The organism is Vibrio sp. 10N.222.49.C12, assembly GCF_041475025.1.
Taxonomy (GTDB): Bacteria; Pseudomonadota; Gammaproteobacteria; order Enterobacterales; family Vibrionaceae; genus Vibrio; species Vibrio crassostreae_C.
Window position 1 is genome coordinate 125369 of sequence record NZ_JBFRVF010000003.1, and the last position, 24352, is coordinate 149720.

The 24352-nt window shown below is 45.4% G+C and carries 22 protein-coding genes; 16 read left to right on the top strand and 6 right to left on the bottom strand.

What is annotated here, in order from left to right; translation table 11 throughout:
- Window positions 1-32 precede the first annotated feature (32 nt).
- Entirely contained in the window at window positions 33-2882 is a 2850-nt protein-coding gene (gene glnE, locus AB4583_RS01845; protein ID WP_372116169.1) for a bifunctional [glutamate--ammonia ligase]-adenylyl-L-tyrosine phosphorylase/[glutamate--ammonia-ligase] adenylyltransferase, read from the top strand.
- A 121-nt stretch (window positions 2883-3003) separates the two neighbouring features.
- Window positions 3004-4434: a bifunctional D-glycero-beta-D-manno-heptose-7-phosphate kinase/D-glycero-beta-D-manno-heptose 1-phosphate adenylyltransferase HldE gene (hldE, locus tag AB4583_RS01850; RefSeq protein WP_017069485.1), complete on the top strand. Its 1431-nt coding sequence runs from the start codon at window positions 3004-3006 to the stop codon at window positions 4432-4434.
- 114 nt (window positions 4435-4548) lie between these two features.
- Here the strand turns inward: hldE and tolC are convergent, their stop codons facing one another.
- Window positions 4549-5874 carry an outer membrane channel protein TolC gene (gene tolC / locus AB4583_RS01855; protein ID WP_017061424.1) on the bottom strand — a complete coding sequence of 442 codons (1326 nt, stop codon included), beginning with the start codon at window positions 5872-5874 and terminating at the stop codon, window positions 4549-4551.
- A gap of 227 nt (window positions 5875-6101) precedes the next feature.
- On the opposite strand from tolC, the gene nudF reads away from it, so the two are divergent.
- From nudF to parC, 6 genes are all read left to right on the top strand, one after another.
- Window positions 6102-6731: an ADP-ribose diphosphatase gene (gene nudF, locus AB4583_RS01860; RefSeq protein ID WP_372116173.1), complete on the top strand. Its 630-nt coding sequence runs from the start codon at window positions 6102-6104 to the stop codon at window positions 6729-6731.
- A gap of 4 nt (window positions 6732-6735) precedes the next feature.
- Window positions 6736-7176 carry a DUF1249 family protein gene (locus tag AB4583_RS01865; protein ID WP_008222561.1) on the top strand — a complete coding sequence of 147 codons (441 nt, stop codon included), beginning with the start codon at window positions 6736-6738 and terminating at the stop codon, window positions 7174-7176.
- Between the two features lie 59 nt (window positions 7177-7235).
- Entirely contained in the window at window positions 7236-8060 is an 825-nt protein-coding gene (gene cpdA, locus AB4583_RS01870) for a 3',5'-cyclic-AMP phosphodiesterase (RefSeq protein WP_017061426.1), read from the top strand.
- A gap of 15 nt (window positions 8061-8075) precedes the next feature.
- The gene (yqiA, locus tag AB4583_RS01875) at window positions 8076-8681 is read left to right on the top strand and encodes an esterase YqiA (protein WP_372116176.1); all 606 of its coding nucleotides are present in this window, start codon (window positions 8076-8078) and stop codon (window positions 8679-8681) included.
- A gap of 239 nt (window positions 8682-8920) precedes the next feature.
- Window positions 8921-10801, top strand: coding sequence for a DNA topoisomerase IV subunit B (gene parE, locus AB4583_RS01880; protein ID WP_017061428.1), 1881 nt, complete (start codon window positions 8921-8923; stop codon window positions 10799-10801).
- Between the two features lie 3 nt (window positions 10802-10804).
- Window positions 10805-13063: a DNA topoisomerase IV subunit A gene (gene parC / locus AB4583_RS01885; protein WP_372116178.1), complete on the top strand. Its 2259-nt coding sequence runs from the start codon at window positions 10805-10807 to the stop codon at window positions 13061-13063.
- Window positions 13064-13165: 102 nt separating this feature from the next.
- On the opposite strand, the gene degS is transcribed toward parC, so the two are convergent.
- The 3 genes from degS to zapG form a co-directional block, all read right to left on the bottom strand.
- On the bottom strand, window positions 13166-14230 hold the full coding sequence (gene degS, locus AB4583_RS01890; protein WP_017061430.1) for an outer membrane-stress sensor serine endopeptidase DegS: 1065 nt from the start codon (window positions 14228-14230) through the stop codon (window positions 13166-13168).
- A gap of 158 nt (window positions 14231-14388) precedes the next feature.
- Window positions 14389-15744, bottom strand: a complete 1356-nt coding sequence (locus AB4583_RS01895; protein WP_372116201.1) for a Do family serine endopeptidase — start codon at window positions 15742-15744, stop codon at window positions 14389-14391.
- Between the two features lie 126 nt (window positions 15745-15870).
- Window positions 15871-16326 carry a Z-ring associated protein ZapG gene (gene zapG / locus AB4583_RS01900; RefSeq protein WP_017061432.1) on the bottom strand — a complete coding sequence of 152 codons (456 nt, stop codon included), beginning with the start codon at window positions 16324-16326 and terminating at the stop codon, window positions 15871-15873.
- Between the two features lie 219 nt (window positions 16327-16545).
- On the opposite strand from zapG, the gene zapE reads away from it, so the two are divergent.
- The 8 genes from zapE (at window position 16546) to sspB (ending at window position 22885) form a co-directional block, all read left to right on the top strand.
- The gene (gene zapE, locus AB4583_RS01905) at window positions 16546-17649 is read left to right on the top strand and encodes a cell division protein ZapE (protein ID WP_017061433.1); all 1104 of its coding nucleotides are present in this window, start codon (window positions 16546-16548) and stop codon (window positions 17647-17649) included.
- A 247-nt stretch (window positions 17650-17896) separates the two neighbouring features.
- On the top strand, window positions 17897-18325 hold the full coding sequence (gene rplM / locus AB4583_RS01910) for a 50S ribosomal protein L13 (protein ID WP_010434689.1): 429 nt from the start codon (window positions 17897-17899) through the stop codon (window positions 18323-18325).
- A 13-nt stretch (window positions 18326-18338) separates the two neighbouring features.
- Complete coding sequence (gene rpsI / locus AB4583_RS01915) at window positions 18339-18731, top strand: 30S ribosomal protein S9 (protein WP_004740758.1); 393 nt, start codon at window positions 18339-18341, stop codon at window positions 18729-18731.
- Window positions 18732-19061: 330 nt separating this feature from the next.
- Window positions 19062-19652: a ubiquinol-cytochrome c reductase iron-sulfur subunit gene (gene petA / locus AB4583_RS01920; RefSeq protein WP_017061434.1), complete on the top strand. Its 591-nt coding sequence runs from the start codon at window positions 19062-19064 to the stop codon at window positions 19650-19652.
- Window positions 19652-20917 carry a cytochrome bc complex cytochrome b subunit gene (locus AB4583_RS01925; protein WP_017061435.1) on the top strand — a complete coding sequence of 422 codons (1266 nt, stop codon included), beginning with the start codon at window positions 19652-19654 and terminating at the stop codon, window positions 20915-20917. Before petA ends, AB4583_RS01925 begins: the two co-directional genes overlap by 1 nt.
- On the top strand, window positions 20914-21651 hold the full coding sequence (locus AB4583_RS01930; RefSeq protein ID WP_372051239.1) for a cytochrome c1: 738 nt from the start codon (window positions 20914-20916) through the stop codon (window positions 21649-21651). The genes AB4583_RS01925 and AB4583_RS01930 overlap by 4 nt, the downstream gene beginning before the upstream one ends.
- A 97-nt stretch (window positions 21652-21748) precedes the next feature.
- On the top strand, window positions 21749-22384 hold the full coding sequence (sspA, locus tag AB4583_RS01935; RefSeq protein ID WP_009848943.1) for a stringent starvation protein SspA: 636 nt from the start codon (window positions 21749-21751) through the stop codon (window positions 22382-22384).
- Between the two features lie 6 nt (window positions 22385-22390).
- Window positions 22391-22885 carry a ClpXP protease specificity-enhancing factor gene (gene sspB, locus AB4583_RS01940; protein ID WP_017072808.1) on the top strand — a complete coding sequence of 165 codons (495 nt, stop codon included), beginning with the start codon at window positions 22391-22393 and terminating at the stop codon, window positions 22883-22885.
- Between the two features lie 254 nt (window positions 22886-23139).
- On the opposite strand, the gene AB4583_RS01945 is transcribed toward sspB, so the two are convergent.
- Complete coding sequence (locus AB4583_RS01945) at window positions 23140-23745, bottom strand: BON domain-containing protein (protein ID WP_017062905.1); 606 nt, start codon at window positions 23743-23745, stop codon at window positions 23140-23142.
- Window positions 23746-23761: 16 nt separating this feature from the next.
- On the bottom strand, window positions 23762-24352 hold the full coding sequence (locus AB4583_RS01950) for a phosphoheptose isomerase (protein WP_004729817.1): 591 nt from the start codon (window positions 24350-24352) through the stop codon (window positions 23762-23764).

Here is a 24352-nt window from a genome sequence, read left to right on the forward strand (position 1 = left end):
TGTTCGGCGCGCAGCTTATACAAGGAAGAAACATGCCATTGCCTTCTCAACTCATCACTCACTCCCAGTCTGCTTTTGAGCAATTATTAGAGCATCAAAGTGAAGCCATCAATACTTGGTCTGAGCCACTGACTGAAGATCTTAAACGTGTACTCGGTTTAAGCTGTTTTATTGGTGATTGCCTGCAGCGTGATACGGTTTTATGTGGTGACTTACCTAATATGTTGGCATGCGAAGAACGCGCTGAAGGATACCGAGAACGCTTGGCTGAATTACTTTCTAGTTGCACCGATGAAATGAGCGGTCAGCGCGTGCTGCGTCAATTCCGAAATCGAGAAATGACCTACATTGCTTGGCGTGATTTTATGGGTTCGTGGGAGCTAGAGCAGAGCCTAAATCATCTATCGATGTTGGCTGAGGCGATGATCTTCGAAACCTACCAATGGCAGTACGATATTTGTTGTAAAGAGTGTGGCACACCTTGTAATGAACAAGGCGAAGCACAGCCGATGTTGATCATTGGTATGGGCAAGCTAGGGGGCGGTGAGCTTAACTTCTCTTCCGATATCGATCTGATCTTCACCTACCCAGAGAATGGTGAAACCCAAGGTGCAAGACGCAGCATTGCCAATGCGCAGTTCTTTACACGTCTCGGGCAACGTATTATTAAGGCGCTTGATCAGCAAACCTTCGATGGATTCTGTTATCGAGTAGACATGCGCCTGCGTCCATTCGGTGAGAGTGGTCCACTGGTCATGAGTTACGCTGCGCTAGAAGATTACTATCAAGAACAAGGTCGCGATTGGGAACGCTACGCTATGGTCAAAGCGCGTGTGATGGGCAGTGAGATGTACCCTGAGTATCAAGAGCTTCGCCAAATGCTACGCCCGTTTGTGTTCCGCCGTTATATTGATTTTAGTGCGATTCAATCTCTGCGCCGAATGAAGTCTATGATCAGCAGCGAAGTGCGTCGTCGTGGTCTCTCGAACAACATCAAGCTTGGCTCTGGTGGTATTCGTGAAGTTGAGTTTATCGCACAAGTCTTCCAATTGATTCGTGGTGGACGCGAGCCTAGCTTACGCGGTCGAGGGTTACTCGAAACCTTAAGTGCGATTGAATCCCTTCATCTGCTAGAGTCTGAAGAGGTGGGGCACCTACGTGAAGCTTATCTGTTTTTGCGTCGCCTTGAGAACCTGTTGCAAGCCATGGCTGATAAGCAAACTCAAACCTTACCTGACGGTGAATTCGAACAACTGCAGCTTGCGGTTGCCATGCAATTTTCCGATTGGGATAGCTTGATTGTGGCAACTCGCGCCCATATGGCGAATGTACATACCGTGTTCGAAGACCTAATTGGCGTTGATGAAGATGACGCTAATCCGATCGCGAGCCACTTTAGCGAGTTGTGGGATATGGCCCATAAACCCGATGTAATTGAGCACGTGTTGGAACACGACATTGCGGTCGCGAGCCCGCCTGATGCGGCGAAAACGATCATTCAGTTTAAAGCTGATTTGGCTAAAAAGACTCTTGGCCCTCGTGGGCGGGAAGTCCTCAATCGACTGATGCCGAAAGTGTTTCAAGCGCTGTACACCGCTAAGGATGCCGAGTTTGGTTTGTCGCGAGTACTGCATCTGCTGCATAAAATCGTTACGCGTACCACTTACCTTGAACTACTAGATGAACACCCTGCCGCGTTGACTCAGCTAGTTCGCCTGTGTACGGCAAGCCCGATGATTTCGGAGCAGTTGGGTCGTTATCCAATTCTGTTAGATGAACTTATCGACCCTCAGCAACTCTACAATCCCGTGCCTTTAGAGTCTTACAAGACCGAGTTGCGTGATTATCTAGCCCGTATCCCTGAAGATGATATGGAGCAACAGATGGAAGGTCTGCGTCAGTTTAAGCAGACCTGTATATTGAGAATTGCAGCCGCGGATATTGCGGGTGCTCTACCTGTCATGAAGGTCAGTGATCACCTGACCTACTTAGCAGAAGCCATTGTGGAGGCGGGGGTCAATCAAGCTTGGTTACAAGTATCCGCCAAGTTTGGTGAACCGACCCATGTTAAAGATCGCGAAGGTCGCGGTTTTGCTGTCGTTGGTTATGGCAAAGTCGGTGGTTGGGAGCTTGGTTATAACTCCGATCTTGATATCGTGTTCATGCACGACTGCCCGGTACACATCTATACTGATGGAAAGAAAGAGATCGATGGACGCCAATTCTACTTAAGATTAGCGCAGCGTATTATTCATATTTTCTCGACCAGAACTGCTTCTGGCATTTTGTACGAAGTCGATACTCGCCTACGCCCTTCTGGTGCATCTGGTCTATTGGTGAGTCCAACCGATGCCTTTGACGAGTATCAGCACAATGACGCGTGGACATGGGAGCACCAGGCCCTCACTCGTGCTCGTATGATTTACGGTGATGACTTATTGGTATCTGCGTTTAACAAAACTAGGCATGAGGTTTTGTGCTTGCCACGAGATGAGGCAACACTCAAAAAGTCAGTTGTGGATATGCGTGAAAAAATGCGTGGCCATTTAGGCGGTAAAAAAGCCGAACGATTCATGCTTAAACAAGATGCGGGCGGTATTACTGATATTGAGTTCTTGGCGCAATACTTAGTGCTGAGATACAGCAACGAGAAACCTAAGCTTACTCGTTGGTGTGACAATGTGAGAATCTTTGAAAGCTTGTTGTCGCAAGGGATAATGGACGAGCAACAAGGTATGGCATTGACCAATGCGTACACCACATTAAGGGATGAAATCCACCACCGTAATCTACTTAACCTTGATGCGGATGTGGCGATTGAAAAGTTCGAAATGGAAAGAGAACATGTTGTTCAGGCATGGAAGCAGTGGATGGAAGCATAATTCAGTCATAGCGTAGCGAGTGCTATGTTTATCTTGATAGGCTTTTACTCATTTATCTGTAGTTTAGCCACTGTAATCAGTGTGCTAGACTCTAGCCAGATTCGATTTTTGGAGCTCAACAATGAAACCAATTCTACCTGACTACAGCCAATCAGGTGTTCTTATTGTCGGTGACGTAATGCTTGACCGTTACTGGTATGGCCCAACTGGCCGTATTTCACCAGAAGCACCAGTCCCCGTTGTGAAAGTAGAAAATAACGAAGAGCGTCCTGGTGGTGCTGCCAACGTAGCAATGAACATTGCCTCTCTTGGTGGGCATGCTCATGTTGTTGGTTTGACTGGTAAAGATGAGCCTGCTGAGGTGTTGAAAAGCACTTTAGGTGCTCTGAAGGTTAAGTGTGATTTCGTTGAGTTAGAAGACTATCCAACCATCACCAAACTACGAGTGATGAGCCGTGGTCAGCAGTTGATTCGCTTGGATTTTGAAGACAAATTCGAAAACACCAACCCAGAGCTTATTCTGTCTCGCATGGAGCAAGCCCTACCAAATGTACGTTCGGTTATCTTGTCAGATTACGCGAAAGGTGCATTAGAGCATGTACAGAGCTTCATTCAAAAAGCACGCGCAGCCAATGTTCCTGTATTCATCGATCCCAAAGGCGCGGATTTAGAGCGCTACCGTGGTGCGACATTACTTACACCAAACATGGCAGAGTTTGAGCTGGTTGCAGGTAAAGTGAAATCAGAAGAAGATCTTATCGAGAAGGGTATTGCCTTGATCGAGAAGTATGACTTTGAAGCTCTATTGGTGACTCGCAGTGAAAATGGTATGACTTTATTACGTAAAGGTCAGGCACCATTCCACTTGCCAACCCAAGCGAAAGAAGTGTACGACGTAACTGGTGCTGGTGATACGGTTATCTCAGTACTGGCTGCGTCTGTTGCAGCTGGTAAGCCACTGGATGAGGCGTGTGCACTGGCGAACGCTGCTGCGGGTGTGGTAGTAGGTAAGCTTGGTACATCTACACTGTCTACGATTGAGTTAGCGGAAGCGATTCACGGTAGTCAAGACACAGACTACGGTGTTATCTCTGAAGCGGCACTGGTTGAAGCGGTGAAGCGTGCTCGTGCGAAAGGCGAGAAAGTGGTGATGACCAATGGCTGCTTTGATATTCTACATGCTGGTCATGTTTCTTACATGAATCACGCGGCTGAGTTGGGCGATCGTTTGATCGTTGCGGTGAATACTGACGAATCAGTGAAACGCTTGAAAGGCCCTGGTCGCCCTGTGAACCCAACTGATCGTCGTATGGCGGTATTGGCTGGCTTAGGTGCAGTTGATTGGGTTGTGCCATTCTCTGAAGATACCCCTCAACGTTTAATCTCTGAGGTACTGCCAAGCATTCTTGTGAAAGGTGGTGATTACAAGCCTGAAGAGATTGCTGGTGGTGCGGAAGTGATTGCTGCTGGTGGTGAAGTGAAAGTACTTAACTTTGAAGATGGTTGCTCTACCACTGAAATCATTAAAGCGATTAAAGGTGGTCGAGGCTAGTTTTTAGTTTTTGGCGTTAAGCTTTTAGTTAGGCAGTAAATCTCGCTTTAATCGATAATAAAAATGCCGCTCAATGAGCGGCATTTTTGTAACGGTAACTTGAGTAATTAAGAGTTACTTACTTGCTACTTTTAGACCTGCGTTTACATCAACAATGTCTTGTTCGCTTAGCGTACCAACTGCTTGACGAAGCTGAAGTACACTTAGGATGTAGTTGTAACGAGCATCTGAAAGGTTTTTGTTCGCATCATATAGACGACGAGTCGAATCTAGTACGTCAACGATAGTACGAGTACCTACATCAAAACCAGCTTCTGTTGCTTCTAGAGCAGACTGAGCAGAAACTACAGACTGTTCGTAAGCGCGTAGAGCACCGATCGAAGCGCTGATGTTGTTGTTGAATGCACGTACGTCTTTTACAACGCTACGGTAAGTTGCTTCTAGATCTTCACTTGCTGCAACGTAGTTGTATTCAGCCTGTTTAGTCAATGAAGTTGTGTTACCACCCGTGTATAGAGGTACAACTAAGTTCAAACCAATGTTTAGGTTGTCTTGGTCGTAATCTTGGGTGCTGTTTGATTGATCTGAAACAGCGTAGCTACCATCTAGGGTTAAGCTTGGTAGGTGACCAGAGCTTGCTAGAGAGATGTTGTCTTTTGCTACGTCTTGAGAGATACGTGCAGCCAATAAGCTAAGGTTCTTTTGTTCTGCTTGTTCAACAAGTGCAACTGCAGACTCAGAAGATTTGCTTGCTGAGAAACGATCAGTATCTAGGATGCTTAGGTTAGAGTGTTCCTGACCTGTAATCTCACGAAGACCTTCGTAGCTATTCGTTAGGTCGTTCTCTGCAAGAACTTCATCAGCCAAAACACCATCGTACTGAGCTTGCGCATCATGTACATCGGTGATTGCTGAAAGACCTACTTCAAAACGTTGCTTAGTTTGCTCTAGTTGACGAGCAACCGCTGCTTTCTCTGCACGAACAAATTCTAGGTTATCTTGAGCGCGAAGCACTTCGAAGTATGCTGTCGCAACACGAAGGATCAAGGCTTGTTGTTCTGCCGCGTAAGCTGAATCAGATTGACGAGCGGTTTTCTCTGCCGTATCTAGTGTGATCCATGAAGAACGCTGGTAAAGCTCTTGGCTGAAGCCGATAGCAGCTCCCCAAGTGTTGTTATCAATGCTTGAATTACCAACACCTGATGTATCTCGATCACCACGATTAATGTCGTAGTTCGCAGTCAAATTGATTTGCGGTAACAAAGAGCTACGGCTTGACGTTACTGCTTCAAAAGCGGCATCGCGCTGCGCTGCTGAACGAAGAAGTTGTGGATCGTTCTGTTTTGCTTGGTCGTAAACTTCAGCTAGCGTATCAGCAAAAGCTGACGAACTCAGGCTGCCAATTGCTGCACTGATAAATAGTGGAAGCAGTTTTTTCATTTTCCTATTCCTGCCTTTTATGGAATTTTCTTTAGAAGAGTTTAACCCAGTTTGGTGGTAATTTACTCGAAACTTTGCACTTTTTTACAGTTAACAGTCCACTTGTGCAATATTTATTTTTTAAAGCTTAACTTTAATTATAAATTTTATATAAAAAGTTGAACCTTATCCTTGGTAGTTAACTCGGACAATGAGTAAACTATAAAGATCACTTAGTGAGGTACCAAATGCAACAGTATGACAATCAACGACATGAGTTTACTCCGCAAGATGTGGAAATAGTCTCAAAAGAGACGCTGTTTCGTGGTTTTTTCAAAATGGTCAAGTACACATTTAAACATAGACTATTTGAGGGAGGCTGGAGCCAACCAATAGAGCGTGAGATGTTTGAGCGTGGACATGCTGCCGCTTTGCTACCTTATGATCCTGTGCGTGATGAAGTGGTGATCGTCGAACAGATCCGTGTCGGAGCCCTAGAGCATGAGAACCCATGGCAATACGAAATTGTTGCTGGGATCATTGATACGGACGAATCGCCACAAGACGTCGCTCGTCGTGAAGCAATGGAAGAAGCCGGAGTCGAAGTCGGATCTGTATTGCCTATTACTTCGTATTATCCTTCATCTGGTGGTTGCTCTGAAAAGCTCGACGTCTTTGTTGGCTGTGTTGATGCAATGACAGCCAAAGGGGTACACGGATTGGACTACGAAGGTGAAGACATTCGTGTACAAGTGATGAGTCGCGAAGCTGCTTATCAGTTGGTAAAAGATAGTGTATTTGAAAATGGAGCCACGATCATTGCGCTACAGTGGCTACAATTGAACTACCAAGAATTACAGTCAGAGTGGATAGATTAACGTCATGCCAAATATCGCGGTCAAAAAACCGTATCATGTTGATCTTGCTGAATTGATGCGAGTTTACGAGACTAACTATGCCAAACTGAACGCTTTGTTACCGGTTGGGCATGAGGTTGGTGACGTTCGCTGTTACCAAGCCGTTAATATGGTGTATCAATTGACAGTGAATGAGGTCACAAAATACACCACATTAATAGATATATGTCAGAGTGATGCGATGCCAGTGTTTCCTTTGCCAAAAATGTCTGTCAGGCTATATCACGACGCTCGAGTTGCAGAAGTGTGCGCTAGCGGGGATTTTTCGCGAGTCAAAGCGAAATATGACTACCCCAACACTAAGCTTCTGCAAAAGGACGAGAAATTTCAATTGAATAAATTTCTTGGGGAATGGTTAACGTTTTGTTTAAAAACGGGTATCAGCCGAACCCCAATTGCCTTTTAATTGAGCCTATTTATCAACACTTTTAAAGTCTAAACAGTAACGTATCTGGATTTGTTATTTTGGAATTATCACACACTTCAAAATTTGATGAGAGCACTATTAAGCTTGTGCAGCTAACGGACACGCATTTATTTGCGCCGAGCAATGGCAGCTTATTAAGCATCAACACTCAAGATAGCTTTCGTGCTGTAGTCGATGGCATTGTTAGTCAGGGCTTTGACTATCAAGCGATTTTAGCAACCGGTGATATATCTCAAGATCACAGTGCTGAGTCGTACCAGAAATTTGAGTCAGGGATTCAGCCTTTGGAAAAGCCATGCTATTGGCTGCCAGGGAACCATGACTTTAAGCCTAATATGGGCAGTGTTTTACCATCACCACAAATACAGTGTGTTGAGCATGTCTTGCTAGGCGATAACTGGCAGATGGTGATGCTAGACTCGCAGGTGGTTGGTGTGCCTCATGGTCGCCTCAGCGATCAACAGCTTGACCTATTAGAACAGAAGCTGACGGAGTTCCCTGAACGTAATACCTTGGTTCTATTGCACCACCATCCATTGTTGGTTGGCAGCGCATGGTTAGATCAACATAACCTAAAAGACGCCGATCAATTTTGGGATGTGGTTCAACAGCACACCAATGTTAAAGCCGTACTGTGTGGTCACGTTCATCAAGACATGAACCGAGATCATCATGGTGTACAAGTCATGGCAACACCGTCGACTTGTGTGCAATTCAAACCTAACTCAGATGACTTCGCGGTTGATACTTTGTCTCCGGGCTGGAGAGAGATTGAATTACATCAAGACGGTACCGTTAGCACGCAAGTTCGTCGTCTGCCTCATGGGCAGTTCTTGCCTGATTTTAAGGCTGCTGGTTACTAATGAAGGCGGTTATTGATGCCAGGCTCTAATCAACAAGCTAATAAGCCATCGCTGCTTCTCTATATTCACGGATTTAACAGCTCATCACGTTCTCATAAAGCGAATGTGATGGCAGATTACTGTGCGGAGCATCGCGCTGATATTAAAGTCGTAACCCCTCAACTGCCGAGTTTCCCTCAACAAGCGGCACTTCATTTACAGCAGCTGGTGGAGCAATACAAAGAGCAATATCAAATAGCGTTGGTCGGTAGCTCGCTGGGTGGCTATCTTTCAACATGGCTGAATAGCCACTATGGTTTTAAAGCGGTGGTTGTAAACCCAGCAGTGAAGCCGTATGAGCTTCTTGCTGACTATTTAGGTGAACAAGTAAACCCATACACAGATGAACGATATGTACTGGAAACAAAACATATTGATGAACTGAAGGCGTTAGAGGTTTCGGCTATCGCTAAGCCGAGCGACTTCTGGTTACTTCAGCAAACGGAAGACGAAGTTCTGGATTACCGACAAGCGGTAGATAAGTACCAAGGTGCAACACAGACAGTAGAAGAGGGCGGGGATCATAGCTTTGTTGATTTTGAACGCTACCCACAACAAATCATCACCTTTCTAAATCTTTAATCTGTTCCACCAACCAAGTGATTTTCTCTTGTTTGCCTGTTATTTCATCTATCAATGGTGAAATATCATAGTTTGATGTCTTAGTTTTTGAACTAGCTTGACATCATTACTCAGCTTCCAGACTATATTCCCCAATACTTCGCTCGTTCGCTCTACTATGACGGTTCATAGTAATGATTCTGCTTTAGTGAAACTGGAGCCAGCGAACTGACGCAAACTTTTTGAGTAAACTCCGTATTATGACTGAACAATATAATGCAAAAGACCTCGAGGTACTTGAAGGTCTCGACCCTGTGCGACACCGCCCGGGAATGTATACCGAGACAGAAAGACCTAACCACCTTGCCCAAGAAGTCATTGATAACTCGGTCGATGAAGCACTAGCGGGACACGCTAAGAAGATCAAAGTGGTACTTCATGCAGACCAATCGTTAGAAGTTACCGATGACGGCCGTGGTATGCCTGTCGATATCCACCCTGAAAAAGGGATCTCAGGTGTTGAGCTGATTTTAACTAAGCTCCACTCTGGCGGTAAATTCTCGAATAACAACTATAAGTTCTCTGGTGGTCTGCACGGTGTAGGTATCTCGGTTGTAAACGCGCTGTCAAAACGTGTTGAAGTGACCGTACGCCGAGAAGGTCAGGTTCACGAGATCGCACTTGAAGGCGGTCATGCAGTAACAGAGCTTACTGTGACGGGCACTTGTGGTCATCGTAACAGTGGTACATCAGTACATTTCTGGCCTGATCCTAAGTACTTCGATAGCCCTAAATTCTCGACACTTCGTCTGATTAACAACCTACGTGCAAAAGCAGTGCTTTGCCCAGGTTTAGAAATTACCTTTATCGACAAAGTCGGTGGTGAAGAGCATAAATGGTTCTATGAAGATGGTCTAAAAGACTACCTTGCCGAAGGCGTGAAAGGTTACACCTTGCTGCCTGAAGAACCGTATGTTGGCGAATTCGTTGCTGAAACAGAAATGGCAAACTGGGCGATCATCTGGCAGCCAGAAGGCGGCGACATGATCACCGAAAGTTACGTGAACTTAGTACCGACTAAACAAGGTGGTACACACGTAAACGGTCTTCGCCAAGGTCTTCTTGATGCAATGCGTGAGTTCTGTGAATTCCGTAATTTGCTGCCGCGTGGCGTTAAGCTAACGGGCGACGATATCTTCGATCGCTGTTCGTACGTACTGTCGGTGAAGATGCAAGATCCGCAGTTTGCTGGTCAAACAAAAGAGCGCTTGTCTTCACGTCAAACTGCTGCGTTTGTGTCTGGTGTGGTAAAAGATGCGTTTAGCCTGTGGTTGAACGAAAAGCCACAACTGGCAGAACAGCTAGCAGAAGCTTGTATTGCGAATGCCCACCGCCGTATGCGCGCAAGCAAAAAGGTTGTGCGTAAGAAAATCGCTTCAGGCCCAGCACTGCCGGGTAAGCTAACTGACTGTTCAGTTCAAGACTTAAGCCGTACCGAAATCTTCTTCGTGGAAGGGGACTCGGCGGGTGGTTCTGCTAAACAAGCACGTGATCGTGAGTTCCAAGCAGTTATGCCACTTCGCGGTAAGATCCTAAATACATGGGAAGTGTCAGCCGACCAAGTATTGGCTTCGCAAGAAGTGCACGACATCTCGGTGGCTCTAGGCATCGACCCGGACAACGATGATTTATCCGGCCTGCGTTACGGTAAGATCTGTATCCTTGCCGATGCGGACTCGGATGGTCTTCATATCGCGACACTGCTGTGTGCTTTGTTTACTCGCCATTTCCATGCATTAGTTGAAGCGGGTCATATCTATGTGGCAATGCCTCCTCTGTATCGTATCGATTGCGGTAAAGAAGTGTTCTACGCACTCGATGACGCAGAGAAAGACGGTGTGCTTGAGCGACTATCGCAGAAGAAAGCCAAGATCAACGTGCAACGATTCAAAGGTCTGGGTGAAATGAACCCACTTCAGTTGCGTGAAACCACCATGGATCCAAACACTCGTCGCCTTGTGCAGTTAACGATTGATGACAGCGAAGCAACCAACGAGATGATGGACATGCTGCTTGGTAAGAAACGTGCAGATGATCGCCGTACATGGCTACAGACTAACGGTGATATGGCCGAGGTATAATGGATGTCTAACGAAATTACATATGATGGCGTTGAACAGCTGCCAATGCGCAAGTTCACCGAAGATGCCTACTTAAATTACTCAATGTACGTGATCATGGATCGTGCATTGCCGTATATCGGTGATGGCTTGAAGCCAGTACAGCGTCGTATTATCTACGCGATGTCTGAGCTAGGCTTATCGGCTGCATCGAAATACAAAAAATCAGCACGTACCGTTGGTGACGTATTAGGTAAGTATCACCCACATGGTGACTCTGCTTGTTACGAAGCGATGGTATTGATGGCGCAGCCTTTCTCTTACCGCTACCCATTGGTAGATGGTCAAGGTAACTGGGGTGCTCCTGATGATCCGAAATCGTTCGCTGCGATGCGTTATACCGAAGCCAAATTATCTAAGTTTGCTGAGGTTCTTCTAGGTGAACTAGGTCAAGGCACTGTTGACTGGCAACCAAACTTTGATGGCACGATGAAAGAGCCTCAAATGTTGCCTGCTCGCCTACCTCACATCCTACTTAACGGTATTACAGGTATCGCGGTAGGTATGGCGACCGATATTCCACCACACAACGTGCGTGAAGTCGCTAATGCAGCCATTCACCTAATTGATACGCCTAAGTCTGAGCTTTCAGACGTGATGGGTTTCATTCAAGGTCCAGATTACCCGACTGAAGCTGAGATTATCTCCCCGAAATCGGACATCGAAAAGATCTACCGTACTGGACGTGGCAGCATCAAGATGCGCGCGGTTTGGCACAAGGAAGGCTCTGATATTGTTATCACGGCTTTACCTCATCAAGTGTCAGGTGCGAAGTTACTTGAGCAAATCGCTAACCAGATGCGCGCTAAGAAGCTGCCAATGGTTGACGACTTGCGAGATGAATCGGATCACGAGAACCCAACGCGTATCGTTGTCGTTCCTCGTTCGAATCGTATCGACTGTGACCAATTGATGAGTCACCTGTTCGCGTCGACGGATCTAGAGAAAAACTTCCGCGTTAACTTGAACATGATTGGTTTAGATAATCGTCCTCAAGTTAAAGGCTTAGTTCAAATCCTGAAAGAGTGGATCGAGTTCCGTCGCACAACGGTTCGCCGTCGTTTGCAGTACCGTTTAGATAAAGTACTGGCACGCTTGCACATCTTAGAAGGTTTGCTTGCTGCTTATCTTAATATCGATGAAGTGATTGAGATCATTCGTACAGAAGACGAACCATGTCCTGTCCTAATGAGCCGTTTCAACATTTCTGAAATTCAAGCCAATGCGATTCTTGATATTAAACTTCGTAACTTAGCTAAGTTAGAAGAGTTTAAAATCCGAGCGGAACAAGAAGAGCTTGAAGCTGAACGTGAGAAGCTTGAAAAGCTACTCGGTTCAGAGCGTCGCTTGAATACGCTGATCAAGAAAGAAATCCAAGCAGATGCGGATAAATACGGCGATGATCGTCGTTCACCTCTGATTGAGCGCGCTGAAGCGAAAGCGCTAACAGAGCGCGACTTAGTACCAAGCGAACCAATCACGGTTGTGTTGTCTGAGAAAGGTTGGATTCGTCATGCCAAGGGGCATGAAGTTGACGCTGAAGGTTTGAACTACAAATCGGGTGATAAATTCTTAGCGAGTTCTAAGGGTAAGAGTAACCAGCAAGCGGTGTTCCTCGGCAGTGATGGTCGAAGCTACTCCCTTGAGTCACATTCATTACCGTCGGCGCGAAGCCAAGGTGAGCCAATTACAGGCCGCTTGAACGTCAGCCCAGGTACTTCTATTCGCCAAGTGGTGATGGGAGAGAATGAACAATTATGGTTAGTCGGTTCTGATGCAGGTTATGGTTTTGTTTGTAAGGGTAGCGATCTGCTGTCCAAGAACAAGAGCGGTAAAGCCTTGGTTAACTTGCCACAAGCTTCTGAAGTGATGATGCCAAGCCCTATTGCTGACTTGGACAGTAATCAGATTCTGGCGATTACTAACCAAGGTCGTATGTTGTTGTTCCCGATTAAAGATCTCCCTCAGCTGAGCAAAGGTAAAGGCAACAAGATCATCAACATCCCTTCTGCGAAAGCAAAAGAGCGTGAAGAGTTTGTCTCACATCTTATGGCTATCCCAGAGAATGCGACGCTGACTATCTACGCCGGTAAACGTAAGCTTGGTTTGAAACCTGCGGATCTTGAAAACTTCCGTGGTGAACGTGGTCGTCGTGGTGGTCTACTGCCTAGAGGACTACAGCGAGTGACTCGCATCGATATCGAAGAGCAAAGTGAATCGTAGAGATACTTGAAACAATCTTTAGATAAAAGAAAACCCAGCCTATGAGCTGGGTTTTTTGTACTTGTGTATTAGCAGCTTGAATCATTGCTTACAGAGTTTGCTCTACAGGCGAGTATCTTCGGCGATGGTCACCTTTAAGGTTTTGCTTTCACCTTGGCGCAATATACCCACATCGATAACTGTACCAGGTCGCAGGTCGGTAACGATGTCCATTACACTCTGGCGACCATTTACTTGGTTATCGTTGATACTGACAATAATGTCTTGAGCTTCAAAACCCGCATCGGCAGCCGGACCATTAGGGTCTATCCCCAACACAACGATCCCGCCGATATTCTTAGTACCCAACATGCGTGAGGTGACTGAGTTGATGTCTTGTCCATCGATACCAATATAGCCACGAATCACACGACCATCGGCGATGATCTTTTCCATGATTTTATTAGCAAGCGGATAGGGGATAGCGAATGAGATCCCATAGGTTTCCATGTCGGTAGCTTGCTGGAAAGAGGCGGTATTGATACCGACTAGCTCACCTTGTGAGTTCACCAGTGCGCCACCTGAGTTACCTTCATTGATTGCCGCATCGGTCTGGATAAAGGCTTGATGGCCATCGGCACTGATCGAAGAACGGCCGGTTGCAGAGATGATACCAAAGGTTGTTGTTTGACCTAGGTTGTATGGGTTACCGATAGCCAGTACAACATCACCGACATTGGCTTTGTAATTAGGATTAAGTGGGATCACCGGTAGATTATCACCGCTGACTCTAAGTATCGCGATATCGGTGCGTTTGTCTGAACCGACAAGTTGCGCAGCTGCTACTCGGCCATCTTGAAGTGCCACAACTATTTGGTCTGCTTGAGCCACCACATGGAAGTTGGTAATGATGTAGCCTTTCTCGCTAACAATCACCCCAGAGCCCAAACCTTGTGTGAGCAGTTTGTTTCGATCGCTTTCAGCGTATTTACGGCTATAAATGTTAACCACTGCAGGCGCCGCGCGGCGAACTGCTTGGTTAAATGAAATCTGAAGAGAGCCAATATTATCGACTTTAGGGCTAGTGACGTCAGCGACAATCGCTGGTCTTAAGCTCGGGAAGGCGAGAAGAATAAGCGCCGCTGAAACGAGTCCAAGGGAAATAGAACGAAATAGAAAGGACAGCATGTTTCCCTCTTCAACAAGTAAGGTGTGAAGCCTCCATCAATGGATGACTGATTTGATTACAAGTGAAGCATAGCATTTTGATTGATCTAAAGAAAAGGGAGACTGAGTAAGTTTAAAGCAAACTTACTGAGCCTCCCTGTAATTGCGCTGACGTAAGACTATCGAATCACAAGATAGATAGTTCGGTCGCCTCGCTGGATATTAAGCGCCAGTACACCAGGTTGTTTTTCAAGAATCTCTCTAAACCCAGCAAGGTTCTTAACGGGCTGGCGGTTTACTCCGATGATGATGTCATCTTTCAGGAGTTGATAGGCTTCGGCTGGTGAACCTTGAGCAACATTCGATACCTTGACGCCCGCTGCAGAGTCACTCTCTGTTGTGTTGGTTAACTCAGCACCAGCTAGTCCTTCATGGAGCTTCTCAGCTTGTGTTTTATTATTGGTGGATTCACCAAGCGTCACATCAAAGGTTTTGCTCTTACCGTCACGAACCACACCCAGTTCAATCTGCTTACCAGCGCCGAGTGTTGCGACCTTAGCTCTTAACTCGCTGAAGGTATCAATGCGTTTGCCATTAATAGAGACAATAATATCGCCCGCTTTCAGTCCTGCTTTATCGGCTGCGCTGTCAGGGACGATTTGGCTAACAAAGGCGCCCTTGCTTGATTCATAACCTAGTGCTTCTGCCAATTCAGAGGTCACTTCTCCGCCTTGAACGCCAAGCATGCCGCGTTTTACTTCACCGAAGTCGAGAATTTGTTCTGTCAGGTTTGTCATCATATTAGAAGGGATTGCAAAGCCGATACCGACATTACCTCCGTTAGGGCCAAGAATGGCGGTGTTGATACCAATTAGCTCACCGTTAAGGTTCACTAGCGCACCACCAGAGTTGCCGCTGTTGATTGCTGCATCGGTTTGAATGAAGTTTTCAAAGTTTTCTAGATTCAGGCCGCTACGGCCGAGTGCAGAAACAATACCGGATGTCACGGTTTGCCCAAGTCCGAATGGGTTACCGATCGCGACACTAAAATCACCAACTCTTAGTTTGTCTGAGTCTGCGACTTTTATCTGGGTCAGGTTTTTGGCTTCTTCTAATTTTAGCAGTGCGATATCAGACATCTGGTCGCCACCGATTAGCTCAGCATCGTACTCTCGACCATCATGCAGTTTTACTTTGATATCGTCCGCACCATTAATGACATGGTAATTGGTCACGATATGACCTTTCTCGGCGTCAATGATGACACCAGAGCCTAATCCGCGGAAGGGACGCTCTCGTGTTTGTTCTGGACCAAAAAAGAATTGAAATTGTTCAGGGATTTGCTGACGTTGTACCTGTTTGCCTTCTACGGCAATACTAACCACAGCGGGGGTCACTTGTTCAAGCATAGGAGCAAGGCTCGGTAATTGTTCATTACCCACACTTAATGGCAGTGCGGCTGTTGCTTTAATGGGGGTGATGATTGAACTTAAGCTTAAAGTTAGCACTGATAAAGCAAGCAAAGGTTTTTTCATCATAAACTCCTCTCTAGTTAAGGTCTTAACCCTCTTATACGTTTAATAAGTATGATAAGTTTCAAATGACCTGAGTGAAAGTTATGACTCAAAAACCTTTGTAAAGTTCACAGAAGTGTTAAATGTTTACGATGCTTTTGCTGTAACAACATCGGGCGCATTCATGATTTCTTTCTTCTGCTCTGTAAATAAACCGGTTGCGCCATTAGCGTAATCTTTCGGTTGTTCCTCAAGTGTCGCCTCTTTTACTGAAGGCTTCTCTTGTGGCTTGTCCGAATGGGCAGCGGCTGTTTTCACAAACGGGTTATCTTGCTCTGGCAGGTTAGGAATCAGCTCTGAGCTTGTTTTTTCCATGTGTTGGTACAGTTTTGTGTAGTCTTTACCTAATGTGTCCAACATTTCTGCTGATTTCGCAAAGTGATCAGCCAGCTCTTGTCGCTGCTGCTCAAGGGCAAACTTTGCGCTATCCAATTCTTTCTGTACGTTCTTTTGTTTTTTGTATTCAGGTGTCATGAGACGAGAAATAGCGACCCCTAAAATAACTCCGACTAGTAAACCGGCAACGGCATACATCCAAGGCATAACAGCTCCTTATTATTGTTTTTTAACATGTTTGTTACTGCTTAGTTACACGTGATACGGCTCCATGGTACTATGAGAAAGCCGCAGTATAAAGAGAAATGCGTGTGCGCTAGTTAGCAGTTTGATGCTGCACTATTCACCACATCACGTTATTCCTCGTACTGTTTGGGCTCATTTTTAGTTGTTGTCTGATATTGCTTTCATTGTGGAAATGTCGTCATGAATCCCATTAAAAAATACGAACAAGATATAAAAGAACATGGATTTCAAAGAGATCCAGCACAAGAGCAAGCCGTAAAATCTTTAGATGAACTCTTTCATCAATTTCAAGATTACATGAATACGCCCATTCCTCAACTGACTCGCTTCCAGAAATTACTAGGCAAAAAGCCAGAACTGCCACAACCACCGAAAGGTCTCTATTTTTGGGGTGGCGTAGGGCGAGGAAAAACGTACCTAATGGATACGTTCTATGATGCCTTACCGACCACTAAAAAAATGCGTGTTCACTTTCACCGCTTTATGTATCGAGTTCATGATGAGCTAAAGGCGCTAGGTAATGTGAGTGATCCATTGCCTTTAGTCGCAGACAAGTTGAAGGAAGAAGCGGACATTATCTGTTTCGACGAATTCTTTGTTTCAGACATCACCGATGCGATGATCCTAGGAACCTTGTTCCAAGAGTTATTCGCTCGAAACGCTATCTTGGTTGCGACCTCTAATATTCCACCTGCGGATCTGTATCGCAACGGGTTACAGCGAGCGCGTTTCTTACCTGCCATCAAGCTCATTCAAGACAACTGTCATATCCTTAATGTCGATAGTGGTATTGACTATCGTCTACGTACCTTAGAACAGGCTGAGATTTACCATTACCCGCTAGATAGCCAAGCGAATATTAATCTCGAAAAGTATTACGCTCAGCTCGTTGGTGAAGATAAAGAGAAGCTTAAGCAGATAGAGGTTAACCACCGTCAATTAGATGTAGTCGAAGCGAGTGATGGCGTACTGCATGGTACCTTTGCTCAGCTTTGTCAGTCGGCTCGTAGCCAGAACGACTATATTGAGTTGTCTCGGGTTTATCACACAGTTCTATTGGCGGATGTATTGCAAATGGGCGCGACTTCAGATGACGCTGCGAGGCGCTTCATTGCATTAGTTGATGAGTTCTACGAGCGCAATGTGAAGCTGATTATTTCAGCGGAAGTGGAGCTAGAAAAGCTATACACCCATGGTCAGCTAGAGTTTGAATTTAAACGTTGTCAGTCGCGTTTAATTGAAATGCAGAGCCATGAATATTTGGCAAAAGAACACTTAAGTTAGCTTTGATTATCTCGAATAAGAAATAGAATTAAAAAAATCGTGATTTTGTTCAAAAAGAGGTGATTTTTTCTTCGCTCTTCTCTATAATCCTGCGACCTACCGTTACTGCGGGCCTCTAGCGATGAGTAAAATCACGTTATGCCAAGAGTTTTCCAACACTCGAAGGGGTGATGAATGGTAACTCTTAGACAGTGGGAATACGCGAGTATTCCTTAAGTGTAAATTTTTTAAATAGGTAATTATTAGCATGAAAACTTTCGTTGCTAAACCAGAAACTGTAAAACGCGACTGGTATGTTGTAGACGCTGAAGGCAAAACTCTTGGCCGTCTAGCAAGTGAAATCGCTTCTCGCCTACGCGGCAAGCACAAAGCAGAATACACTCCTCACGTAGACACTGGTGATTACATCATCGTTGTTAACGCTGAGAAAGTTGCTGTAACTGGTAACAAAGCTAAGGGTAAGGTTTACTACCGTCACTCAGAGTTCCCAGGTGGTCTTAAAACTATCACTTTTGAAAAGCTAATTGCTAAGAAACCAGAAATGGTTCTAGAACTAGCAGTTAAAGGTATGCTTCCACGTGGTCCTCTAGGCCGCGCGATGTACCGTAAGCTTAAAGTGTACGCTGGTACTGAGCACAACCATGTTGCTCAACAGCCACAAGTACTAGACATCTAAGGGGATTATGAAAATGGCAGAGAATCAATACTACGGCACTGGTCGTCGCAAAAGCTCAGCAGCTCGTGTTTTCATCAAACCAGGCTCTGGTGAGATCGTAATCAACAAGCGTAGCCTTGATGTTTACTTCGGTCGTCCAACTTCTCGTATGGTTGTTAAGCAACCTCTTGAGCTAGTTGAACTAACTGAGAAACTTGACCTTTACATCACTGTTTCTGGTGGTGGTATTTCTGGTCAAGCTGGCGCAATCCGCCACGGTATCACTCGCGCTCTTATGGAGTACGATGAAACTCTACGCCCTGCTCTACGTGCAGCTGGCTACGTTACTCGTGACGCTCGTTGCGTTGAACGTAAGAAAGTTGGTCTACGTAAAGCACGTCGTAAACCTCAATTCTCTAAGCGTTAATTTTTCTTTACGAAAAAGTACACGCCCCCAGTTTTACGACTGGAATTGTGGTTCAAAGCTCGGCTATATGCCGGGCTTTTTGTTTTTATACCCCCTCTAAACGCTTTCCCTTCCTCGTTTTATTTCCAAATTCTTATATTTTGAAAGCTTTTGTAACCCAATGTGCGCTTTGCCTCATGATTGTTACAAAAAGGTAGCTTTATCTTGTCAAAAAGTAGGGTTTTATTTATCATTTGCCGTCAATAAATAGAACTAAATACATATTTTGTTAGCCATGCTCTTTAATCGGAATTATTTCAATCCACAAGGAGCAAATGGGAGAATGTTTGGATGAGCAACGCGCCTTTAAATAACGGTCGCAGGCGTTTCTTAACCGCAACAACAGCCGTTGTTGGTGGTTTAGGAGCAGCTGCTGTAGCCGTGCCTTTTATTAAATCATGGAATCCGAGTGCCAAGGCGAAAGCTGCGGGCGCGCCGGTGGAAGTGGAAGTCAGTAAGTTAGAGCCGGGACAAATGGTTCGTGTCGAGTGGCAAGGTAAACCTGTATGGGTTGTACGCCGTGCTGAGTCGGTACTAGAAAACCTAAAATCGATCGGTGGTCAACTTCGTGACCCTCAATCTGAAGCTGAACAACAACCAGAATACGCACAGAACGAGTTCCGTTCAATTAAGCCGGAATTCTTCGTTGCTGTTGGTTTCTGTACGCACTTAGGTTGTTCTCCAACTTACCTGCCGGATTCTTTTGCAGAACAAGTTCAGGGTGTTAAGTCTGGTTTCTTCTGTCCTTGTCATGGTTCAAAGTTTGATATGGCAGGTCGAGTATTCCAAGGCGTACCAGCTCCATTGAATCTTGTTGTACCAAAGCATATGTATTTGAGTGACACTAAGATCATGATCGGTGTGGACGAGGGAGACGCGTAATGCAAGGATTGCTTGATTGGGTAGAGAAACGTCTACCCGCGATGAATGCGTATAAAAAGCATTTATCTGAATACCCAATGCCTAAGAACTTTAACTTTTGGTACCTTTTCGGTTCTTTGGCAATGTTGGTATTGGTTAACCAAATCCTTACGGGTATTTGGCTAACAATGAACTACGTACCGTCAGGTGAGGGTGCATTTGCTTCTGTTGAATACATCATGCGTGATGTGGAATACGGTTGGCTACTACGTTACATGCACTCAACAGGTGCTTCGGCATTCTTCGTTGTTATCTACCTGCACATGTTCCGTGGCCTAATCTATGGTTCTTACCAAAAGCCTCGTGAGCTACTTTGGATCTTCGGTATGTTGATCTTCTTAGTGCTTATGGCTGAGGCTTTCATGGGTTACCTACTACCATGGGGTCAAATGTCTTACTGGGGTGCTCAGGTAATCATTTCTCTGTTTGGTGCGATCCCTGTTATCGGTGATGACCTAACGCTTTGGATCCGTGGTGACTACATCATCTCTGGTGCAACGCTGAACCGTTTCTTCGCACTGCACGTTATCGCTCTACCAATTGTACTTCTGCTGCTTATCGTACTTCACGTACTAGCACTGCACGAAGTGGGTTCGAACAACCCAGACGGTATTGAGACGAAACTTCCTAAAGGCACAATGGGCGACGACTACAAAACGCAGTTCCCATTCCACAAGGATTACACTAAGAAATACGACATCATTGACTCTATTCCTTTCCACCCATACGGGACCGTGAAAGATATGGTTGGTGTGGCCGGTTTCCTATTCTTCTTCTGTTATGTGCTGTTCTTTAACCCAGAGATGGGTGGATTCTTCCTTGAGCCGCCAAACTTTGAAGCTGCTAACCCACTGAAAACACCAGAGCACATCGCTCCGGTATGGTACTTCACGCCGTTTTACGCAATTCTGCGTGCTGTTCCTGATAAGTTGCTAGGTGTTGTAGCAATGGGCGCATCTATTGTTGTGCTATTCCTACTACCATGGTTCGACCGTTGTAAAGTGCGTTCTTACCGTTACCGTAGCAAACTGCATTTGATTAACATCATCCAATTCACAATAAGCTTTATTGCGCTTGGTGTACTTGGTGCGCTTCCAGCAACGCCAACATACACGCTACTGGCTCAAATCTTTAGCTTAGGTTACTTCATGTTCTTCGTTCTACTGTGGTTCTACAGTAAAAATGAAGCGACGAAACCATTACCAGAAAGGGTGACATTCAAATGAAAAAGTGGATTGTAATTTTATTTGCTATGTTGCCGTCACTGGTGATGGCAGCGGGTGCAAACGTACCATTAGACAAAGCGAACAATGATTTAACAGACAAAGCTTCATTGCAAAATGGCGCTAAGATGTTCATGAACTACTGTTTCGCTTGTCACTCAACGCAGTACCAGCGCTATGAACGTGTTGCGAATGATTTAGAGATCCCCGTTGATCTTATGAAGGAAAATCTGATTTTCGACTCTGAAGCGAAAATCGGTGACTTGATGGTTAATGCTATGCCTTCTGATCAAGCGGCAAGTTGGTTTGGTGCTCCGCCACCAGACCTAACATTGGTTGCTCGTGTTCGTGGCGCAGACTGGCTGTACACTTACCTTCGTACTTTCTATGAAGATCCGTCTCGTCCATTTGGCGTGAACAACATTGTTTTCCCAAGCGTTGGTATGCCGCACGTTCTTGAAGAACTGCAAGGTATCCCAACACCAATCTACGATACTCATATGGTAGATGGCGAGGAAGTGACGGTTGTTGTTGGCACTGAGACTGACGGCTCTGGCGAATTAAGTGCTGGTGAATACGACGAAGCAGTTCGTGACCTTGTTAACTTTTTGGTTTACTCGGGCGACCCAGTTCAACTTGAGCGTCACGCTATGGGTTGGTGGGTAATGGCCTTCTTAGTAATCTTCACTATCATCGTGATTTTGCTGAAGAAAGAGTATTGGCGTGATGTGCACTAATTGTGCTATAATATCGTGCTAATTCCCAAATTATGTTAATGTTCAATGGAGGCTTTAGGCCTCCATTGTTTTTATTTAAAGTGTACTGGAGGGCTCCATGGCTGTAGCTGCCAATAAACGTTCTGTAATGACTCTTTTCTCAAGTGCTTCTGATATGTATAGCCATCAGGTGCGCATCGTTCTTGCTGAAAAAGGCGTAAGTGTTGAAGTTGAGTTGGTTGATGAAAAAAATCTACCAGCAGAGCTTGTTGAACTGAACCCGTACAAATCAGTACCTACTCTTGTTGATCGTGAGCTTGCTCTATATGACTCGAAGATCATCATGGAATACCTAGATGAGCGTTTCCCTCACCCACCGTTGATGCCTGTATACCCGGTTGCTCGTGGTAACAGCCGTCTAATGATGTACCGCATTGAGCGTAACTGGTATTCAGTTGCAGAGAAGATCGTTAAAGGCAACGCTGAAGAATCTGAAGCAGCTCGCGTTAAACTGCGCAACGACCTACTGACTCTTGCTCCTATCTTCGCTGAGTATGAATACTTCATGAGCGAAGAGTTTAGCCTAATTGATTGTTACCTAGCTCCGCTATTATGGCGTTTACCTGAGCTTGGTATCGAACTAATTGGTCCTGGTTCTAAAGAGCTTAAGATTTACATGAACCGCGTATTCGAACGTGATTCATTCCTAGCTTCTCTAACTGAAGCTGAGCGTGAGATGCGACTCGTTCGCTAAGCGTTTATGGATATTTCTAATATGACTCCACGCCGACCATACATGCTTCGTGCATTTTATGAGTGGCTGGTTGATAACGAACTAACTCCACACCTTGTTGTTGAAGCAACATTACCGGGTGTGCGAGTTCCAGAAGAGTTTGTTCAAGATGGTCAGATCATTCTGAACATCGCGCCTCGTGCGGTTGGACAACTTGAACTGGGTAACGAAGCTGTGACGTTTAGTGCTCGCTTTAGTGGTCGTCCACACTCTGTGATCGTTCCGCTTTACGCAGTACAAGCGATTTATGCTCGTGAAAATGGTGCTGGTACCATGTTTGAACCTGAAGAGGCTTACATGGAAGCGTTTGAAGAAGGGATTGAAGAAAGTCCTTTTGAAGAACCAGAAAAAGGCCCATCTTTGAGCGTAGCAACGGCAGACGTAGATGCTGAAGAGCCAGACTCAGATCCTGAGCCACCTCGTCCAGCGAAAGGTCGCCCAAGCCTTCGTGTTATCAAATAACGTTAGTTATACCAATCACAGTAAGTAAGTGATCAGAAATAGCGCAGGAAAAAAGCTTGAGAGCAAGGCGGAATTTTTTGATAAGTAGTTATTCTACAATCAAAAATTCTAACGCAGTTATCGAAATTTTTAACAAGCTGGAATGATAGATTATTTACTACGATTGGTATTAGATAACGAACAAAATAAAAAAGCAGCGACTCGTCGCTGCTTTTTCTTTTCTGCTATATCGCATTTAGTTGACTGGCTTACGGCTAGTTAACAGCCGTCTCTTCTTCACCGTATTCAAACGCTCGAATAACCTGTTTTACGCCAGATATGTTACGCGCAACTTCTGTCGCGATATCGGCATGCTCTCTAGTCACGAGTCCAAGTAGGAATACTTCTGAATCCTCAGTAATCACTTTTACTTTGATGCCGTTAAGCTCAGCATTCGCAAGCAGAGCTGATTTCACCTTAGTGGTAATCCAGCTGTCTTTACTGATAGCACTTACAGACAAAGGTTCTTTCACTCGAACTTGATTGTGGATGCTCTCAACGCCAGCCACTTCTTTGGCTTGGTTTTCAAAAGCGCGACGTTCTGAATCTGTGGTTGCTTGCCCCATCAACACCACTGAACCTCGGTATGAGCTTGCGGTGACACGTACATTGCCACGGAATGGTTGTTTATTGGTAATCGCTGCAACTTCAAATTCGATGTTGTTGTCGTTCCAAATCTCTTTGGTTGTTCGCGTATCTGTGACTAGGTTTGCAGTAGTTGCAGCACCAGCAATGAAAATGCCAGCACAACCAGACAGAGACAGTGTAAGTAGCGAAACATTAATCAGCTTAAACAGCCTCATAGAGGTTAATGATTTCATTGTGATGCTCCGTATATCACTCTTCGTGGGCAGGGAAGAGTACTTGATCGATTAGGTCACATAGGCAGTGCAGTGTCACCATGTGTACTTCATGAATACGCGCTGTACGGTGTGAAGGGATACGAATCTCTACATCGTGTTCACCAAGCAAACCTGCCATCTCACCACCATCTTTACCGGTAAAGGCGATAATTGTCATGTCGCGAGTTACCGCCGCTTCCATTGCCTTGATGATGTTCTTGCTGTTACCACTAGTCGAGATAGCCAACAGAATATCGCCAGTTTGACCAAACGCACGTACCTGCTTAGAGAAGATCTCTTCATAGTGGTAGTCGTTAGCCACAGCCGTTAGCGTGGTGTTATCTGCTGTGAGTGCCATCGCTGGAAGGCTAGGGCGCTCTGTTTCAAATCGGTTGAGTAGGCACGATACAAATTGCTGAGCATTCGACGCCGAACCACCATTACCACAACAAAGAATTTTGTTTCCGTTAAGCAAGGTCGCAACCATTGCTTGAGCGGCATGCGTGATTGCGTCAGGCAGAGCTTCTGCAGCCGCAATTTGGATTTGAATACTTTCTGTGAAACTTTCTTTAATGCTGTCTAGCAT

Coding starts and splice junctions, on each gene's coding strand:
- glnE (WP_372116169.1), top strand. CDS start 33: ATGCCATTGCCTTCTCAACTCATCACTCACTCCCAGTCTGCTTTTGAG.
- hldE (WP_017069485.1), top strand. CDS start 3,004: ATGAAACCAATTCTACCTGACTACAGCCAATCAGGTGTTCTTATTGTC.
- tolC (WP_017061424.1), bottom strand. CDS start 5,874: ATGAAAAAACTGCTTCCACTATTTATCAGTGCAGCAATTGGCAGCCTG.
- nudF (WP_372116173.1), top strand. CDS start 6,102: ATGCAACAGTATGACAATCAACGACATGAGTTTACTCCGCAAGATGTG.
- AB4583_RS01865 (WP_008222561.1), top strand. CDS start 6,736: ATGCCAAATATCGCGGTCAAAAAACCGTATCATGTTGATCTTGCTGAA.
- yqiA (WP_372116176.1), top strand. CDS start 8,076: ATGCCAGGCTCTAATCAACAAGCTAATAAGCCATCGCTGCTTCTCTAT.
- parE (WP_017061428.1), top strand. CDS start 8,921: ATGACTGAACAATATAATGCAAAAGACCTCGAGGTACTTGAAGGTCTC.
- parC (WP_372116178.1), top strand. CDS start 10,805: ATGTCTAACGAAATTACATATGATGGCGTTGAACAGCTGCCAATGCGC.
- degS (WP_017061430.1), bottom strand. CDS start 14,230: ATGCTGTCCTTTCTATTTCGTTCTATTTCCCTTGGACTCGTTTCAGCG.
- AB4583_RS01895 (WP_372116201.1), bottom strand. CDS start 15,744: ATGAAAAAACCTTTGCTTGCTTTATCAGTGCTAACTTTAAGCTTAAGT.
- zapG (WP_017061432.1), bottom strand. CDS start 16,326: ATGCCTTGGATGTATGCCGTTGCCGGTTTACTAGTCGGAGTTATTTTA.
- zapE (WP_017061433.1), top strand. CDS start 16,546: ATGAATCCCATTAAAAAATACGAACAAGATATAAAAGAACATGGATTT.
- rplM (WP_010434689.1), top strand. CDS start 17,897: ATGAAAACTTTCGTTGCTAAACCAGAAACTGTAAAACGCGACTGGTAT.
- rpsI (WP_004740758.1), top strand. CDS start 18,339: ATGGCAGAGAATCAATACTACGGCACTGGTCGTCGCAAAAGCTCAGCA.
- petA (WP_017061434.1), top strand. CDS start 19,062: ATGAGCAACGCGCCTTTAAATAACGGTCGCAGGCGTTTCTTAACCGCA.
- AB4583_RS01925 (WP_017061435.1), top strand. CDS start 19,652: ATGCAAGGATTGCTTGATTGGGTAGAGAAACGTCTACCCGCGATGAAT.
- AB4583_RS01930 (WP_372051239.1), top strand. CDS start 20,914: ATGAAAAAGTGGATTGTAATTTTATTTGCTATGTTGCCGTCACTGGTG.
- sspA (WP_009848943.1), top strand. CDS start 21,749: ATGGCTGTAGCTGCCAATAAACGTTCTGTAATGACTCTTTTCTCAAGT.
- sspB (WP_017072808.1), top strand. CDS start 22,391: ATGGATATTTCTAATATGACTCCACGCCGACCATACATGCTTCGTGCA.
- AB4583_RS01945 (WP_017062905.1), bottom strand. CDS start 23,745: ATGAAATCATTAACCTCTATGAGGCTGTTTAAGCTGATTAATGTTTCG.
- AB4583_RS01950 (WP_004729817.1), bottom strand. CDS start 24,352: ATGCTAGACAGCATTAAAGAAAGTTTCACAGAAAGTATTCAAATCCAA.